Source organism: Pseudomonas sp. GW531-T4 (assembly GCF_017349615.1).
GTDB classification, from domain to species: domain Bacteria; phylum Pseudomonadota; class Gammaproteobacteria; order Pseudomonadales; family Pseudomonadaceae; genus Aquipseudomonas; species Aquipseudomonas chlororaphis_I.
Map to the genome: position 1 here is coordinate 19,803 of NZ_JACMZT010000031.1, position 17,397 is coordinate 37,199.

The following is a 17,397-nucleotide window of genomic DNA, read 5'->3' on the forward strand; positions in this document are numbered from 1 at the left end:
AAGTCTGCTGAAAGGTTAGCGAAAGGTTGGCCCTTTAGAGTCCTGTTACGGATTGTTTCGACTTCCGTGGCTACCTCCGAGTGGCCTCCCGAAAAACGCCTCGAAGCGTTTTCGCCAATAAGAACAATAACGGAGTACAACACGATGCTGTCCATGCAGCCTCAGGCCTGCCAGCCTGTTCGTTTTTCCCGTCTCAGCCACACCGCCCTCGCCAGCGCCGCCGCCCTTGCCGGTTTCTCACCAATCAGCCAGGCCGCCTTCTTCGAAGACAGCAGCGCCACCCTCGAAACCCGCAACATGTACTTCAACCGCGATTTCCGCAGCGGCACCAGTGCCCAGCAATCCAAGCGCGACGAATGGGCCCAGGGCTTCATGCTCAACCTGCAATCGGGCTACACCGACGGCACCGTGGGCTTCGGCGTCGATGCGCTGGGCATGCTCGGCATCAAGCTCGACTCCAGCCCCGACCGCACCGGCACCGGCCTGCTGCCAACCCACGACGACGGGCGCGCCGCCGACGAGTACTCCAAGGTCGGCCTGACCGGCAAAGTGAAGATCTCCGCCACCGAACTGAAGATCGGCAGCCTGATTCCGGAACTGCCGACCATCAAGCCCAACGACGGACGCATCCTGCCGCAGACCTTCGAGGGCGGCCTGCTGACCTCCAGGGAAATCAAGAACCTGACCTTCACCGGCGGGCGCCTGGAGAAAGCCAAGGATCGCGACAGCACCGACTTCGAGGACATCGCCCTCAACAACAAGAACAGCCGCTTCGCCGGCACCGTCGCCGGCAAGCACTTCGACTTCGGCGGCCTGGACTACAAGTTCACCGACAAGATCACCGGCAGCTACCACTTCGCCCAGCTCGCCGAGGTCTACAACCAGCACTTCTTCGGCCTGCTCGCCTCGCAGCCGATGGGCCCGGGCACCTTCGCCACGGACCTGCGCTTCGCCGTCAGTGACGACCAGGGCCAGGCCCGCGGCGGCAAGATCGACAACAAGTCCCTCAACGGTTTGGTGAGCTATGCCCTGAACGGGCATAAACTCAGCGCCGGCTACCAGCACATGTCCGGCGACAGCGCCTTCCCCTACCTCGACGGGGCCGACCCATACCTGGTCAACTTCGTGCAGATCAACGACTTCGCCGGCGCCGAAGAGCGCTCCTGGCAAGCCCGCTACGACTACGACTTCGGCAAGCTCGGCATCCCCGGCCTGACCTTCATGACCCGCTACCTGAGCGGTGACAACATCGCCCTGAAAAACGGCGACACCGGCAAGGAATGGGAACGCAACACCGAGATCAAGTACGTGGTGCAAAGCGGCACCTTCAAGGACGTCGCGGTGCGCCTGCGCAACGCCACCTACCGTTCCAACTATTCGGCCCGCGATGCGGATGAAGTGCGCCTGCTGGTGAGCTACAGCCTGGCGCTCTGGTAATCGACCGACCTTCGGCAAGTGCTGACACCTGCCGAAGCCCCTGGCATGCGATACACAACAACAACTCCTGTGGAGACAAGCATGAACCCATCACTGCGTAAATTGGCCCTCGCCGCCGGCTGTATGCTGTTCGCCGGTCAACTACTCGCCGCCAGTGGCGAACCCAAGCGCCCGGAATGCATCGCCCCGGCTTCCCCCGGCGGCGGTTTCGACCTGACCTGCAAACTGGCGCAGAGCGCGCTGGTCAACGAAAAGCTGCTGACCAAACCGATGCGCGTGACCTACATGCCCGGCGGTGTCGGCGCGGTGGCCTACAACGCGGTGGTGGCCCAGCGTCCGGCCGACGCCGGCACACTGGTGGCCTGGTCCAGCGGTTCGCTGCTGAACCTGGCCCAGGGCAAGTTCGGCCGCTTCGATGAAAGCGCGGTGCGCTGGCTGGCCGCGGTCGGCACCAGCTATGGCGCCATCGCCGTGAAGAGCGACTCGCCGTACAAGACCCTCGACGATCTGGTCAAGGCCCTGAAGAAAGACCCGAGCTCGGTGGTGATCGGCTCCGGCGGTACCGTCGGCAGCCAGGACTGGATGCAGACCGCACTGATCGCCAAGGCCGCCGGGATCAACCCGCGCGACCTGCGCTACGTGGCCCTGGAAGGCGGCGGCGAAATCGCCACCGCACTGCTGGGCGGGCACATCCAGGTCGGCAGTACCGACATCTCCGACTCCATGCCGCACATCCAGAGCGGTGACATGCGCCTGCTCGCGGTGTTCTCCGACAAGCGCCTGGACGAGCCGGAAATGAAGGACATCCCGACCGCCAAGGAGCAAGGCTACGACATCGTCTGGCCAGTGGTGCGCGGCTTCTACCTCGGGCCGAAGGTCAGCGACGAAGACTACGCCTGGTGGAAAGACGCCTTCGACAAGCTGCTGGCTTCCGAAGAGTTCGCCAAGCTGCGCGACCAGCGCGAACTCTTCCCGTTCGCCATGACCGGGCCGGAACTGGACGCCTACGTGAAGAAGCAGGTAGCCGACTACAAGACCCTGGCCAAAGAGTTCGGCCTGATCCAGTAATCGCCCCTGTCTAGCGGTCCTGCCCCTTTCGCGGGGGCAGGGCCCAGGAGTTTGCCATGCTCTTACAACGCATTTTCGCCTCGGTGCTGCTCCTGGTCTGCCTGGGCCTGGCACTGATGGCCTGGCCTTACCAGGCCGCTTTTTCCTACGAACCGGTCGGCCCGCGCGCCTTTCCCCTGCTGATGCTCGGGCTGATGGGCCTGGCGCTGCTGTACATGGTGTTTCGCCCGGCGCCGATCAAGCACAGCGAAGACGAACCGCCGCTGGACCGTGAAACCCTGACCAAGATCAGCATCTGCGTGGTCCTGCTGCTGATCTTCGCCGGTTTGTTCGAACCCCTGGGTTTCATTCTCAGCAGCATCCTGATCGGCATTCCGATGGCGCGCCTGTACGGCGGCCGCTGGGTGCCCAGCGCCGTGGTCACCACGCTGATGGCCATCGGTCTGTACCTGCTCTTCGACCGGGTGATGGACGTGCCACTGCCCCTGGGCCTGCTCGACGTTCTGGAGAACTGATATGGATACGCTTGGCTATTTGGGCCAGGGTTTCGGCGTCGCGCTGAGCCCCTACAACCTGGTCACCGCCCTGACCGGCACCCTGATCGGCACCGTGGTCGGCCTGCTCCCGGGCCTGGGCCCGATCAACGGCGTGGCGCTGCTGATCCCGATCGCCTTCGCCCTCGGCCTGCCACCGGAGTCGGCGCTGATCCTGCTGGCGGCGGTGTACCTGGGTTGCGAATACGGCGGCCGGATCAGTTCGATCCTGCTGAACATCCCGGGCGAAGCCTCCACCGTGATGACCACCCTCGACGGCTACCCGATGGCGCGCCAGGGCCTGGCCGGGGTGGCCTTGTCGCTGTCGGCCTGGAGCTCGTTCATCGGCGCCTTCATCGCCACCTGCGGCATGGTGATGTTCGCCCCGCTGCTGGCGAAATGGGCAATCGCCTTCGGCCCGGCGGAGTACTTCGTGCTGATGGTGTTCGCCATTGTCTGCCTCGGCGGCATGGCGGGTGACCGACCGATCAAGACCTTTATCGCCGCGCTGATCGGGCTGTTCCTGTCGTCGGTCGGCATCGACGCCAACAGCGGCGTATACCGCTTCACCGGCGACAACATCCACCTCACCGACGGCATCCAGTTCGTGGTGCTGGTACTGGGCCTGTTCTCCATCAGCGAGATCCTGTTGCTGCTGGAAAAAACCCATCGCGGCCAGGAAGCGGTGAAAGCCACCGGGCGCATGATGTTCAACTTCAAGGAAGCGGCGTCGGTGTTCGTGGTGAACATCCGTTGCGGCTTGCTGGGCTTCATCATGGGCGTCTTGCCGGGTGCCGGCGCGACCCTGGCCAGCGCCGTGGCCTACATGACCGAAAAACGCATCGCCGGCGCCAGCGGCAAGTTCGGCCAGGGCGACAAGCGCGGCCTGGCGGCTCCGGAAACCGCGATCGGCGCCTCGGCCTGCGGCGCCCTGGTGCCGATGCTGACCCTCGGCGTCCCGGGCTCGGGCACCACCGCGGTGATGATCGGCGCCCTGTCGCTGTACAACATCACCCCGGGCCCGCTGCTGTTCCAGCAGCAACCGGACATCGTCTGGGGCCTGATCGCCTCGCTGTTCATCGCCAACATCATGCTGGTGATCCTCAACATCCCGATGATCCGCGTCTTCACCCGCATCCTCGCCGTGCCGAACTGGGCCCTGGTGCCGGTGATCGCAATCATCACCGGGATCGGCGTCTACGCGGTGCACGCCACCACCTTCGACCTGTTCCTGATGGTCGGCATCGGCATCTTCGGCTACATCCTGCGCAAGCTGGATTTCCCGCTGTCGCCAGTGTTGCTGGGCTTTATCCTCGGCGGGCTGATGGAACAGAACCTGCGTCGCGCGCTGTCGATCTCCAACGGCGCGATGGAGATCCTCTGGTCCAGCCCGATCACCGTCGGCGTCTGGGTGCTGACCGTGATCATGCTGCTGATGCCGATGATCCGCATCTGGCGCAAGCGCTCGGCCCTGCAACGCGCCGTGGCCGATGTCTGAGGTCAGCTTCAAACAGTGGTGGGGTACGCCCCTGGTCGGTCTGGTCGGCGGTTACCTCGCCAGCCAGATCGGCTGGCCGCTGCCGTGGATGGTCGGCTCGTTGCTGGCGATCATCCTGGTGCGCTGCCTGACGCCCTGGCAACTGGGGGAAATTCCCGGCGGCCGCAAATGCGGGCAATGGGTGGTGGGTATCGGCATCGGCCTGCACTTCACCCCGGTGGTGATGGAGCAGGTCATGAGCCATTTCGGCCTGATCTTCTTCGGTGCCCTGGTCACCAGCCTGTCCAGCGTGGTCGGGGTCTGGCTGCTGCGGCGCACCGGTGAGGACCGGGCCACCGCGTTCTTCTCCAGCATGCCGGGCGGCTCCGGCGAGATGGTCAACCTCGGCGCGCGCAACGGCGCGGTGCTCAGCCGTGTGGCGGCCGGGCAGAGCCTGCGGGTGCTGGTGGTGGTCTTGTGTGTACCGGCGGCCTTCAAGTACCTGTTGGGTGAAGGCGTGCCCCAATTGCATCCGGCCAGCGTCGATTGGCGCTGGCTGGCGGTATTGTTTCCGGCGGGCGCCCTGCTCGCCTGGCTCTGGCAGCGTCTGCGCCAGCCCAACCCCTGGCTTTTCGGGCCGCTGCTGGTCAGCGCCGCGGTCAGTATCGGCTGGGACCTGCACATCGGCCTGCCGGACGGCGGCAGCCAGATCGGCCAGTGGCTGATCGGCAGCGGCCTGGGCTGTCACTTCAATCGCCAGTTCTTCCGCCGCGCGCCCTCGTTCATGGGCCGCACCCTGGTCGGCACGGCGCTGACCATGCTGATCGCCAGCCTCGCGGCCGTGGCCCTGAGTGCCCTGACTCATCTGGATTTGCGTTCGCTGACATTGGGCATGATGCCCGGCGGTATCGCGGAAATGAGCCTGACGGCCGAGACCCTGCAACTGTCGGTGCCGCTGGTGACGGCGATGCAGGTGATGCGCTTGCTGTTCGTGCTGTTTCTGGCCGAGCCGCTGTTCCGGCATTGGGACAAGAAACCGGACTGAAGCCGGTCCCCCGTAGCCGCTGCCGCAGGCTGCGATCGACCCCGAAAGGGGCGCAATATACAGAATCGCCGAGGTCCTTCGGACCTATCGCAGCCTGCGGCAGCGGCTACAGGGTTTGGCGTTGTTTCTGTAGGAGCGGGGCTTACCCGCGATGACGGCCTTCAACCCTCCATCAAACCGGCGGCAAGCGCCATTCGATCGGCGTCTCGCCATTCTGCTCGAGGTATTTGTTGGTCCGGCTGAAATGCCCGCAACCGATAAAGCCGCGGTACGCCGACAGGGGCGACGGGTGTACCGAGGTCAGCACCAGATGCTTGGTGGCATCGATCAGCTTCTGCTTGCTCTGGGCATGGGAACCCCACAGCAGGAACACCAGGTGGGGCTGGTGCTGGCTCACCACTTCGATGATCCGGTCGGTGAAATGCTGCCAGCCCCTGCCCGCGTGGGAAGCGGCGTTGGCCCGCTGTACGGTCATGGTCGTGTTGAGCATCAGCACACCCTGGTCGGCCCAGCTCTGCAGGTAGCCGTGGTTGGGCATGTCGATGTTCAGGTCGCGCTTGAGCTCTTTATAGATGTTCACCAGGGACGGCGGCGCCGGTACGCCGGGCTGCACCGAGAAGCACAGGCCGTGGGCCTGGCCCGGGCCGTGATAAGGGTCCTGGCCGAGGATCACCACCTTGACCTTGTCCAGCGGCGTGGAATTCAGCGCGTTGAAGATCAACGGGCCCGGCGGATAGATCTCCTTGCCGGCGGCATGTTCCTGACGCAGGAACTCGCGCAACTCCGCCATGTAAGGCTGGTCGAATTCGGCACGCAGCGCCTGCTTCCAGCTGGGTTCGAGTTTGATACGGTCGTCATCGGTCATGGTTGCACCCGGTAAAATCAATGGGCGCACCCTAGGAAAGCCCACCACGCTTGTCAATTGATCTGACGCAGAACCGCCACTTTCGCCTATAGCGATCATACTGAACGCTCAAATTCCCGATCGAGGTCACGATGAATCTGCACTTCGAAGAACTCACCGGCACCGATGGCGCACGCATCGCAATTGCCAGCCTGGATGCCGAACAATCCCTCAACGCCTTGTCCCTGCCGATGATCCATCTGTTGAGCGACCGCCTGGAAGCCTGGGCCAAGGACCCGCAGGTGGTCTGTGTGCTGTTGCGCGGCAACGGCGCCAAGGCCTTTTGCGCCGGCGGCGAAGTGCGCAGCCTGGTCCAGGCCTGCCTGGCCCACCCCGGCGAAGTACCGCCGCTGGCCGGGCAGTTCTTCGCCGCGGAATACCGCCTCGACTACCGCCTGCACACCTACCCGAAACCGCTGATCTGCTGGGGCCACGGCTATGTGCTCGGTGGCGGCCTGGGCCTGCTGCAAGGCGCCAGCATTCGTATCGTCACACCGAGCAGCCGCCTGGCGATGCCGGAAATCAGCATCGGCCTGTACCCGGATGTCGGCGCCAGCTGGTTCCTCTCGCGCCTGCCGGGCAAGCTCGGGCTGTTCCTCGGCCTGACCGGCGCGCATATGAACGGTCGCGACGCCATCGACCTGGGCCTGGCCGACCGCTTCCTGCGGGACGACCAGCAGGAAGCGTTGATCGACGGGCTGCTGCAGCTCAACTGGCAGGAGCAGACGCCGATGCAGCTCAACAGCCTGCTCAAGGCCCTGCAACAGGAGGCCATGGAGCAGATGCCCGCGGCCCAATGGTTGCCACGGCGCCAGCAGATCGACGAGTGGCTGGACGTCAGCGACGTACGCTGTGCCTGGCGCGCCATCAGCCAGCTGCACAATCACTCGGATGCCCTGCTCGCGCGGGCGGCGAAAACCCTCGGCGAGGGCTGCCCGCTGACCGCCTGCCTGGTCTGGGAACAGATCCAGCGGGCCCGGCACCTGTCCCTGGCCCAGGTGTTCCAGATGGAATACACCCTGAGCCTGAACTGCTGCCGGCATCCTGAATTCAGCGAAGGGGTGCGGGCGCGCTTGATCGACAAGGACCACAAGCCCCGCTGGCACTGGCCGGACATCAACAGCGTTCCCGCCGCCGTGGTGCAGGCGCATTTCCACAAGGCCTGGGAAGGCCGTCACCCCTTGGCGGATCTGTCGGACTTCTAAAAAAGCCCGCCATGAAAAAAGCGGCGCACCAGGCGCCGCTTGTTCGTTGTGGGCAGATCAGCGGTTGTGATGACGGTCACGACGGTGATCGTCGCGGCCGCGATCGCTCCAGTCTCGACCGCCACGCCGGCCGTCATGGTCGCGGCGGCCGTCATGACGCCGATAGTCGTTGTTCCAGCCCTGGCGGTGGCCATCCCAGCCACGGTTCGGGTAGGCGCGATAAACCGCCCGCGGCGCCGACTGGTAGTAACGCGGAGCCGATTGGTAATACCGCGGCTGGTAGTACCGGGGCGCTGGCTGATAGTAGCGAGGCGCAGGTTGGTAATAACGCGGCGCGTAATAGCCGCGGCCGGAAGAATAATAGGAGCCGCCGTAGTAGACCGGCGCCGGCGTCGTATAGACCTCAGAGCGGTAGTAAGTGGAACCTCCGTCGTAGTCGTAATAGGGAACGCAGGCAGAAAGAGCCAAACCCAGGAACGCAGTGAGAAGAATTCGACGATACATGGCGGCCTCCTGGACCGCTGATGGGCCATGCCAGCGACGCTGGCCGGCGGCAGCCAAGGATGTTCTGGCTGACGGAATATCTGACCGCGAAAACCGGGTCTGGTGCGATTTTGGTTACACCTTGATACAAGTCGTCAGGCGAGGATTTTGGATCCGAGAAGGCCCGGTTTTCGCTGGCTGCGGGCCATTGCTGGCGAGCTATCAAATCACGCCGCTACTCGTCGACGCAGCCACTAGAATGCTTGCATCGGGTCACTGCCAGGGAATCGCCCATGCCGCTTAGTTCCCCGCTGTATTCGCAGCGCTGGTTGATCATCACGCTCATCGTGCTGCTGGGTGGCGGTTTTATGGCCACGTCCTTGCTCAGCTATTACGCCTCGCGAACCTCGATCCGCGACAACATCGTCAACACCGAGCTGCCGCTGACTTCCGACACCGTGTATTCGGAGATCCAGAAAGACCTGGTACGACCGATCCTGATTTCTTCGATGATGTCCCGCGATACCTTCATGCGCGACTGGGTGATGAGTGGCGAACGCGATCCCGAGCAGATGACCCGCTACCTCAACGAAGTCATGACCCACTACGGCGCCTACACCGCGTTCTTCGTCTCCAACAGCACCCTGACCTACTACCACGCCAAGGGCGTGCTGAAAAAAATCGCCCCTGATACCCCTCCCGACGCCTGGTATTTCCGCGTCCGCGACATGGCCACCCCGTATGAAATCAACGTCGATCCGGACCAGGCCAACCAGAACAACCTGACGTTTTTCATCAATTACAAGGTCTACGACTACCAGGACAATTTCATCGGCGTCGCCGGTGTCGGCCTCAAGGTCGATACGGTGGTCAAGCTGATCGACCGCTACCAGCAGCGTTATCAGCGCAGTGTGTATTTCGTCGATACCCAGGGCCGGATCGTCCTCACCGGGGCCGAAGGCGGTCCGCAGGGCGCGCGGGCCGGCCAATCGCTGTCCGAACTGGAAAACCTGCGCGACCTGCAGGCCAGGCTGCCCAAGCCTCACAGCGGCAGCTACGAGTACAGCGCCCCAGACCAGCGGCACTTCCTCAATGTGCGTTTCATTCCCGAGCTGAATTGGTACCTGTTCGTCGACAAGCACGAGGGCAGCGCCCTGGGCGATATCCGCCGCTCGCTGTACCTCAACCTGCTGATCTGCCTGGTCATCACCCTGATCGTGCTGGCCCTGCTCAACGGCGTGGTCAGGCGCTTCCAGCGCAAGATCGAAACCCAGGCCACCCTCGACAGCCTCACCGGCCTGCACAGCCGCCGCGGCTTCGACCTGCTGGCCGCCCAGGCCATGCTCGAAGCCCAGCGCGAGCCCAAGCCGCTGACCGCGCTGCTGCTGGATCTGGATCACTTCAAACGCCTCAACGACACCTACGGCCACCTCGCCGGCGACCAGGTGCTGAGCGGCTTCGCCCGGCACCTGGAAAGCTGCCTGCGCAAATCCGATATCGTTTGCCGTTGGGGCGGCGAAGAGTTCATCGTGCTGCTCAAGGACACCGACAGCGCCACGGCGCTGAAGATTGCCGAGAAAATCCGCCTGCTGATCGAGCAACAGCGCTACGCCTATGAGGGCAAGAACATGCAGCTGACCGTCAGTATCGGCGTGACCACGCTGCAGGCGGACGATACCCTGCACAGCCTGCTGTCGCGCGCCGACCATGCGATGTACCGTGCCAAGCAGACTGGCCGTAACCGAACCTGCGTGGAAATGCCTCACTCCCGTTATGAATGAACCGACCCTGAACAGCCCCAGCCTCTGCCCGGCCTGCGGCGCCCGCAACGACTGCAGCAAGGCCGACCCGCGTACCGCCGACCAGGCCTGCTGGTGCTACAGCGTGAGCATCGATCCGGCGGTGCTCCAGGCGCTGCCGCCGGAGCTGCGCGATCGTGCCTGCCTGTGTCCGCGCTGCGCCCGGGTCGAGGCGCAACTGCAAGCGGCCGCCAGGCCGATCCCGTAAGATGCGCAGCCCTTTGCCAGCCTGCCGATAGCCATGCGCGTTGACCGCTTCCTCAGTAACCTGCCCCGCTTCAATCGTCAGCAGGTGCGCCTGTTGCTGGTGGCAAAGCGCATCCGCATCGACGGCCAGGTGGTCAGCGATCCCCACGCCGAGGTGCGCGAATTCAGCCGGGTCGAGCTCGACGACGAAGTGCTGCAGGCCGGCAAGCCGCCGCGCTATTTCATGCTGCACAAACCCATGGGCTGCGTCAGCGCCACCCGCGATCCCGAACACCGCACCGTGCTCGACCTGCTGGACGAACCGGACAAACACGAGCTGCACATCGCCGGGCGCCTGGACTACAACACCACCGGTTTATTGATCCTCACCAACGACGGCAACTGGTCGCGACGCCTGACCCAGCCGCAGACCAAACTGCCGAAGCGTTATTACGTCGAGACCGAACAGGACATAGGCCCGGAGTACGCCGAGACCTTCGCCCGGGGCCTGTACTTCGCCTTCGAGGACCTCACCACCCTGCCCGCCGAGCTGCAGATCCTGGGCCCCCGGTGCGCGCGGCTGAGCATCGTCGAAGGCCGCTACCACCAGGTCAAACGCATGTTCGGCCATTTCGACAACAAGGTCTTGCGCCTGCACCGCGAACGCATGGGACCGCTGGCCCTCGACGAAAACCTGGCGCCCGGCGAGTACCGGCCGCTGACCGATGAAGAAATCCGCCTGATCTGAGCACCTACAATTTCTGTAGCCGCTGTAAGCCATCGACGATGCGATGACCATTCAGCCGAAAGTTGTCGAACAATTTACCAACGGCACTTGCGAGACGGCGTTCTCCCTGCTTGAATCAGTCCGTCGGCCGAAATGTGACCGATGAGTCACGAACATACTTCTAAGAAATCCTTTGCCGTCCGAGCCGCCTGTGCTCATTCCTGTTGTCCGGCAAATTGCCCGCCTATAACAACACCCGTCGACCATCTGTTGCGGATCGACATGGGCTCAAAAATTCCAGGCGTATGCCTACCTGTCACAAATCTCGTGCACCCTCGGTTGCGCGCATACCCGCTTGCCAGGAGTCTTATGACATGAGGCCAGAAATCGCTGTGCTGGATATACAAGGTCAGTATCGGGTTTACACGGAGTTCTATCGCGCAGATGCCGCAGAAAAGACCATCATTCTGGTCAACGGCTCAATGGCCACCACTGCGTCTTTTGCGCAGACCGTGAAGAACCTGCATCCGCAGTTCAACGTTGTGCTCTACGACCAGCCCTACGCCGGTCGTTCGAAAGCCCACAACAGACACGAGAAAATGCTCACCAAGGAAGTCGAAGGACAGATCCTCCTGGAACTGATCGACCACTTCGCCGCCGAGCATGTGATGTCGTTTTCCTGGGGTGGCGCGCCGACGCTGCTCGCCCTGGCACAGCGCCCGCGACGCATCGAAAAGGCGGTGATCAGCTCGTTCTCGCCAGTGATCAACGAGCCGATGCGCGACTACCTCGAACGCGGTGTCGATTACCTCGGCAGCCTGGACCGCGACCGGGTCGGGCACCTGGTCAACGAGACCATCGGCAAGCACCTGCCGTCGCTGTTCAAGCGCTTCAACTATCGCCACGTCAGCACCCTGGCCGAGCATGAATACGGGCAGATGCACTTCCACATCAGCCATGTCCTCAACAGCGACCGCCAGTGCTACCTGAAAGCGGCGAAGAACATCGACGTACCGGTGCTGTTCATGAACGGCGAATGGGACGAATACACCGCCGCCAATGATGCCCGGCTGTTCGGCAACCATGTCCGGCACTCGACGTTCAGCACCATCCAGGCCGCCGGGCACTTCCTCGACATGGAACACAAGGCCGCCTGCCGGGACAGCCGCAACGCGCTGATGGGGTTTCTCAAACCGACCCAGCACACCAGTCGCCCGCGTTATCACTACCTGCAGGACCACCATGCCCTGGCTATCTGAAGTGGCGTCATCGCGAGCAACTCGTCCCCTGCCGCAGGAGCGAGCTTGCTCGCGATAGACCGCAAGACGGTCTTCGCCCCGTCACCGCGATGACGGCGTAGAAGCGTGCCCGTGCACGTCTCCCGCCGCCTCGCAGACACAGGCCCGGCAAAGAAAAACTTCAAATCCGCGCGCACTTCTGGTACAAAGTCAGCCGCTCCGAGCGGGTGTCGTATAATGGCATTACTCCAGCTTCCCAAGCTGATAACGAGGGTTCGATTCCCTTCACCCGCTCCACTTCCCCATTCCGGGACGTCTCGACCCAAGGCGGACGAGCCTGGAAACGCCGCTACTACCAGGCAGACACGCAAAACCCCATCTCCCCCAATCGACCAAGACTTCCAGCCCACACCAGCGTGATGGTTCTGTTGGGCCTGCCGCGTCAGATATTACTGAAACATCTCAACGAACATCCTTGTCGCAGCCATGGTTTGCCCGATTGTATTGGCAGCCACTGAAGGGTTACGCCGCGGCGGGGCAGCCATTGCCTGCGTTGGAAGCGCTGCGGGAGCCGGGAAAAACACGCTCTGGCCGCCGTGTCATACAAGGCCGTTTTTAAGAACCTTCTTATGTTCTCAGTGCAGAAACGGCGGGGAGAATTGCGCATTCGAACTCGCCGCACACTCACGAATCGTTGACGACTCGTGGAGTCGGCGCAGTCGAGACACTCCTGCCAACCCTTCACGCCCATCGATTCTGTACGAATGAAATCCATCAATATCGCAGTCTGATGATTCGATAATTCGTGTGGAGCGGCGTCCAGCGGAGCCCTACTCCATGACACTGAAGCCGACTCGCCTCTCTCTCGCCATCCTGGCGGTGTTGTTCCCGTCACTCTCCATGACCGCGGCAGCGGCCACCTATCCCAGCATCGACCTGTCCTCGCCCAATGGCGAATCCATGCTGCTCGATCCCGGCGATACGGTGGTCAATCGGCAAGTCGCTCCAGCCATCCTTATCAGTGGGGCCGGCAACGCTCTCGCGGGCGATCGCGTCAGCATCGAATCCGGGATCGCCGATACGGGAGTCGGGGCCACGGGTATTACCCTGAGATCGGGCGGGACACTGGACCTGTCCAATAGCACGATCAACACCCAGGGCTACCGCAATGCCCAAGGCGTAGTGGTGCAGGACGCCGGCAGCAAAGCCGTCCTGAATGGCAACACGATCACCACCGAAGGACAGGAATCCCACGGCGTATACGCCCGCGAGGGCGGCCAGGCCGAAGTCACCGGGGGGACGATCAGCGCCCGGGGCTATGGCGCCCATGGCCTGAATAGTGCGGGAGCAGGTTCGACAATTACCGCTCAAGGCTTGGAAATTACCGCCTGGGGAGCGGAAGCCGCCGCGGTCAATGCCGAGGACGGTGGGAGTATCGTCCTGGACAAGGCCAGGCTGAATGCCAACGACACTGCCACGCAATGGGGCAGCAGAGGCATCATGATCAACCGTGGCTCGGTCACTGCGACCCATACCGATATCCGCACGCTCCGCGGAAGGGGTATCGAGACATCCGGGGGAACGCTTTCGCTCTCCCAAAGCACCATCGACGCCTATAGTTCCGGTGTTCACCTGGGCAGCGCTTCGGGGGCCAGCATCACCCAATCCACGGCCAAGTTGACCGATGTGAAGATTCATTCCGAGGCGGGCTATGGCCTCAACGCACAAAGTGAGAGTCGCGCCACCCTGGAACGCGTACAGATCGACAGCAACGGTTCCCAGGTTTCAGGCATCTGGCTGCCGAGCAAGGCGGTCGTATCCGTCAAGGACTCGACCATCGAGATGACCGGCGCCAATGGCGTGGGTGTCGACAACCGCGCGGGTACTTTCACCATGGACGGCGGTTCGATCACCACCCACGGGACCAGCGGCCACGGTCTCTACTCATCCGAAGCCTGGACCGGCAGTGGCGGCCGCGCGACCAGTACGCTCCGTAACGTTGCCATCGAGACCTTTGGTCAGGCGGCCATCGGTGTGGTGTCGCGTACCGCTGTGTCCGATATCGCGTTCGAAGGCGGTTCGGTGACCACCCATGGGAAGACCGCCTACGGCATGCTGGTCAATGGCGGTCGCCTGCAGGCCACGGGGACGACAGTACGCACCACGGGAGATTTCGCCACCGGCTTGAGGATGGGCAACAGCGGCGCAACGGTCACGCTGGACGGCGTTGACATGCGCACCAGCGGTACGGGCGCTGCCGGCTTAATGGCCTACTCGATGAAGGCTGGAGTCGACAATGAAGTCACCATCCGCAACAGCCATATCGAAACCGAGGATGGGCATGGCATCACCGTCGAAGGTTCCGGCCTGACAGCGAACCTGGTCGATAGTATGGTCATCGGCAAATCGCGAAATGGCGGCAATGGCACCCTCCTGCAACTGGATGAATGGACCGGCAGCGACAACGCCAAGCTGAACATCGCCGCACGTAACGTGCAGCTCAATGCACTGCGCAGCCGCCTCGAAGGCGATGTAGCGATCGATAGCGGATCGGCGAGCCTGAGCTTGCAGGACCATTCCATGCTGACCGGCGCACTGCTCGATCGGAACGGGCGGACCGTGGACAAACTGAGCATCGACGACAGCAGTGTCTGGCGCGTGCGCGGCAACTCGGCAGTAGCGGACCTGGACACGACGGGCAGCGTTTCCTTCGACACCCCAGGAAGCGATTTCAAGACGCTGGACATCAGCGGCAATCTCAAGGGTGGCGGCCTGTTCGAAATGCGCACCGACATCGGCTCCGGCCAGGGTGACCTGCTGCGTGTCGCAGGCACCGTCGAGGGCAATCACCGCGTACTGGTGGCCAACAGCGGGACCGAACCTGCGACGGCCAATGGCGCCCTGAAGCTTATCCAGACCGAAGGCGGTCCAGGCTCCTTCTCGTTGGCCAACAGGGGCCAGGTCGTGGACGTCGGGACCTACCGTTATGAGCTCAAGCGCGATGACAGCGCAGGCGGCCGACCTACGGACTGGAGGCTGTTGAATACCGGACGAAACGCCCCGGTCGAGCCTCCTGCGATAATCCCCCCTCCAGTAACTCCGCCTCCCGTGGAGCCCCCGCCTGTGCTGCCGCCACCGGTTCCGCCTCTCCCCGTCGATCCGCCACCGGTCACTCCCCCTGGCCCTGACAAGCCGCGGCCGGAACATTTGTCGACGGCTGCCAACGCGGCGATCAACACCTCGGCCGCCAGCACCGCGCAGGCGATCTGGCATGCGGAGTCAGGCACGCTGGCCAGGCGCATGGGCGAGCTGCGTCAGGGCAAGGATCAAGACGGGCTCTGGATACGCAGCTTTGGCGAGCGTCAGAAGCTCGATAACCATGGAGCGCGAGCATTCGAACAGACCGTCAGCGGGATGCAAATCGGCGCCGACAAATCCCTGCCGGTCGAGGATGGCCGTTGGTACATCGGCGGCATCGCCGGCTACAGCTCCGCCGACCGCCACTTCTCGGGCGATGGCTCGGGCAGTGCCAACAGCTATCACCTGGGCGCTTATACCACCTGGTTGGCGGATTCCGGTTGGTACGTCGATGGCGTGCTCAAGGCCAACCGTATACAGCAGGACTTCAAGGTGGAGGCCACCGATGGCCAAAGGGTGAAAGGCAAAACGTCCCAGAACGCCATCGGCGCCACCCTCGAAGCGGGGCGCCAGCTGCAATTGGGCGAGGGCTGGTTCGTGGAGCCGCAGGCTGGCATGGCGGTCGTCCACGTCAACGGCGATAACTATCGAGCCAGCAACGGGCTCGACGTTTCGGCGGGAGCCGGCAATTCACTGCAATTACGGGCAGGCTCCGCGCTGGGTCGCCGCATCGAACTGGCCAACGCAGATTTTATCCAACCCTATGTCAAGGTAGGCCGTGCGCAGGAGTTCAACGGCAAAAGTACGGTGCGCACCAACGGCATCGCCACCCGCACCGACCTGTCCGGTGGCCGTACCGAGCTGGGCCTGGGCATCGCTGCCGCGCTGGGTGCCAGCCACCGCGTCTATGCCGACTATGAATACGCCAACGGCTCGAAGCTGGATAAACCCTGGTCGGTCAGCGCCGGCTACCGGTATACGTGGTGACAGCTCTCTTTGAGTCGACGCACTCATTGCCCGGCAAATACACACGTCCATTCGGTATTTGAAACCGCCCTGGCGTTCGGGCAAAAGGTCGAGGCCCTGCTCGCCCGTTCGCCGCGGTGAGACTTTAGTCGTACAGGTCGCCCACAGGCACGCGCGGACGAGTACGGCTACGCCCAGGTCGCATCCGGTGCATCGGCAGCGCTCGAAACTTCTACGATGGGCCCTCGCCTTTCACCGTAGAGACCGACCATGCGCCAGATCCTGCTCGCTCCCTTGCTCGCACTTTCACTGGTCGCCGGCAGCTGTCTGGCCGGCCCTTCGTTCGATCATCTCTACGCCTTTGGCGACAGCTATTCCGACAACGGCGCCAGCGACCGCTTGACCCGGGACATGCTCGCCCGCCAATTCAAGGATGCCCAGCAGTTGCCCGGCGAACTGTACTGGCAAGGCCGCTGGAGCAACGGTCCGACTGCCGTCGAAGTGCTTGCCAAAAGCCTGCAACTGCCCCTCACCGACCACGCCGTTGGCGGCGCGAAAAGCGGCCGGAACAATTACTACGCCTGGATGACTGCGTACCGTGACACAGGAGTGAGCGGGCAAATCGACGACTACCTGGCCAACACCAAAGGCCAGGCCGATCCACGCGCGCTGTACTTCATTTTCATCAGCGCCAACGACTTTTTCGAGCACGCCGACTTCGGCCACCAGGAGCCGATCGACGAATTGGCCGCCAGCAGCATCGGTCATATCCAGAACGCCGTCAGCCGCCTGGCCAAGGCCGGGGCCAGGCATTTCCTGGTAATCGGCAGCACCGACCTGAGCCATGCTCCGGCAGTGGTGGCCAGCGGGCAGCGCGAACCGGCGCTGCGCTATCAGCAGATACTTGAACGGCAACTGCCGCCGCTGCTGGTGGCCGAGAGCAAAAAGCTCGATGTACAAATCACCTACTTCGACCACATCGCCTTCAGCGACCAGCTGCGCCGCCAGCCTGGCGAACAGGGCCTGACCCAGCTCGACCAGCCGTGCCAGCCGACCTACCCCGAGGTGAAGCCGGCATGCGCCCATCCAGACGAATATTTCTATTGGGATGAATGGCACCCGACCCGCAAGGTTCATGCCCTGGTGGGGGAAGCCATGGCCAAGGCCCTCGGCCAGGCCCACTAAGCCACA

Annotated in this window: 14 protein-coding genes and 1 tRNA gene; 13 read left to right on the forward strand and 2 right to left on the reverse strand. The window is 63.2% G+C overall.

The genetic code is table 11. The features are described 5' to 3' along the window. Positions 1 to 144 precede the first annotated feature (144 nt). The 5 genes from J4D28_RS21920 (at position 145) to J4D28_RS21940 (ending at position 5,560) form a co-directional block, all read left to right on the forward strand. Entirely contained in the window at positions 145 to 1,437 is a 1,293-nt protein-coding gene (locus tag J4D28_RS21920; RefSeq protein WP_009042579.1) for an OprD family porin, read from the forward strand. Positions 1,438 to 1,518: 81 nt separating this feature from the next. Further along, positions 1,519 to 2,505, forward strand: a complete 987-nt coding sequence (locus J4D28_RS21925; protein WP_028681770.1) for a tripartite tricarboxylate transporter substrate binding protein — start codon at positions 1,519 to 1,521, stop codon at positions 2,503 to 2,505. A 56-nt stretch (positions 2,506 to 2,561) separates the two neighbouring features. Next, the gene (locus tag J4D28_RS21930; RefSeq protein WP_009047480.1) at positions 2,562 to 3,020 is read left to right on the forward strand and encodes a tripartite tricarboxylate transporter TctB family protein; all 459 of its coding nucleotides are present in this window, start codon (positions 2,562 to 2,564) and stop codon (positions 3,018 to 3,020) included. A gap of 1 nt (position 3,021) precedes the next feature. Next, positions 3,022 to 4,536, forward strand: coding sequence for a tripartite tricarboxylate transporter permease (locus J4D28_RS21935; RefSeq protein ID WP_007930213.1), 1,515 nt, complete (start codon positions 3,022 to 3,024; stop codon positions 4,534 to 4,536). Next, a complete protein-coding gene (locus tag J4D28_RS21940; protein ID WP_009047479.1) occupies positions 4,529 to 5,560 on the forward strand; it encodes an AbrB family transcriptional regulator in 1,032 nt (343 codons plus the stop codon). Before J4D28_RS21935 ends, J4D28_RS21940 begins: the two co-directional genes overlap by 8 nt. Before the next feature lie 172 nt (positions 5,561 to 5,732). On the opposite strand, the gene ung is transcribed toward J4D28_RS21940, so the two are convergent. Next, positions 5,733 to 6,425: a uracil-DNA glycosylase gene (ung, locus tag J4D28_RS21945; RefSeq protein WP_009047478.1), complete on the reverse strand. Its 693-nt coding sequence runs from the start codon at positions 6,423 to 6,425 to the stop codon at positions 5,733 to 5,735. 131 nt (positions 6,426 to 6,556) lie between these two features. Between ung and J4D28_RS21950 the strand changes: the two genes are divergently transcribed. After that, entirely contained in the window at positions 6,557 to 7,669 is a 1,113-nt protein-coding gene (locus tag J4D28_RS21950; protein WP_009047477.1) for an enoyl-CoA hydratase/isomerase family protein, read from the forward strand. 57 nt (positions 7,670 to 7,726) lie between these two features. On the opposite strand, the gene J4D28_RS21955 is transcribed toward J4D28_RS21950, so the two are convergent. Then, positions 7,727 to 8,173, reverse strand: a complete 447-nt coding sequence (locus J4D28_RS21955) for a hypothetical protein (protein ID WP_009047476.1) — start codon at positions 8,171 to 8,173, stop codon at positions 7,727 to 7,729. Positions 8,174 to 8,445: 272 nt separating this feature from the next. Here J4D28_RS21955 and J4D28_RS21960 point away from each other — a divergent pair, with 272 nt between their 5' ends. The 7 genes from J4D28_RS21960 (at position 8,446) to J4D28_RS21990 (ending at position 17,391) form a co-directional block, all read left to right on the forward strand. Continuing rightward, entirely contained in the window at positions 8,446 to 9,933 is a 1,488-nt protein-coding gene (locus tag J4D28_RS21960) for a sensor domain-containing diguanylate cyclase (protein ID WP_103331530.1), read from the forward strand. 7 nt (positions 9,934 to 9,940) lie between these two features. After that, a complete protein-coding gene (locus J4D28_RS21965; RefSeq protein ID WP_028681772.1) occupies positions 9,941 to 10,159 on the forward strand; it encodes a cysteine-rich CWC family protein in 219 nt (72 codons plus the stop codon). Positions 10,160 to 10,192: 33 nt separating this feature from the next. Further along, positions 10,193 to 10,885, forward strand: a complete 693-nt coding sequence (locus tag J4D28_RS21970; RefSeq protein WP_009047473.1) for a pseudouridine synthase — start codon at positions 10,193 to 10,195, stop codon at positions 10,883 to 10,885. Positions 10,886 to 11,238: 353 nt separating this feature from the next. Next, positions 11,239 to 12,123, forward strand: coding sequence for an alpha/beta fold hydrolase (locus J4D28_RS21975; RefSeq protein WP_009047472.1), 885 nt, complete (start codon positions 11,239 to 11,241; stop codon positions 12,121 to 12,123). Positions 12,124 to 12,325: 202 nt separating this feature from the next. Continuing rightward, positions 12,326 to 12,399, forward strand: a tRNA-Gly gene (locus J4D28_RS21980). A gap of 540 nt (positions 12,400 to 12,939) precedes the next feature. Then, entirely contained in the window at positions 12,940 to 16,227 is a 3,288-nt protein-coding gene (locus J4D28_RS21985; protein ID WP_009047471.1) for an autotransporter outer membrane beta-barrel domain-containing protein, read from the forward strand. A gap of 249 nt (positions 16,228 to 16,476) precedes the next feature. Further along, positions 16,477 to 17,391, forward strand: a complete 915-nt coding sequence (locus tag J4D28_RS21990; protein ID WP_103331531.1) for an SGNH/GDSL hydrolase family protein — start codon at positions 16,477 to 16,479, stop codon at positions 17,389 to 17,391. The last annotated feature ends 6 nt before the right edge of the window (positions 17,392 to 17,397 follow it).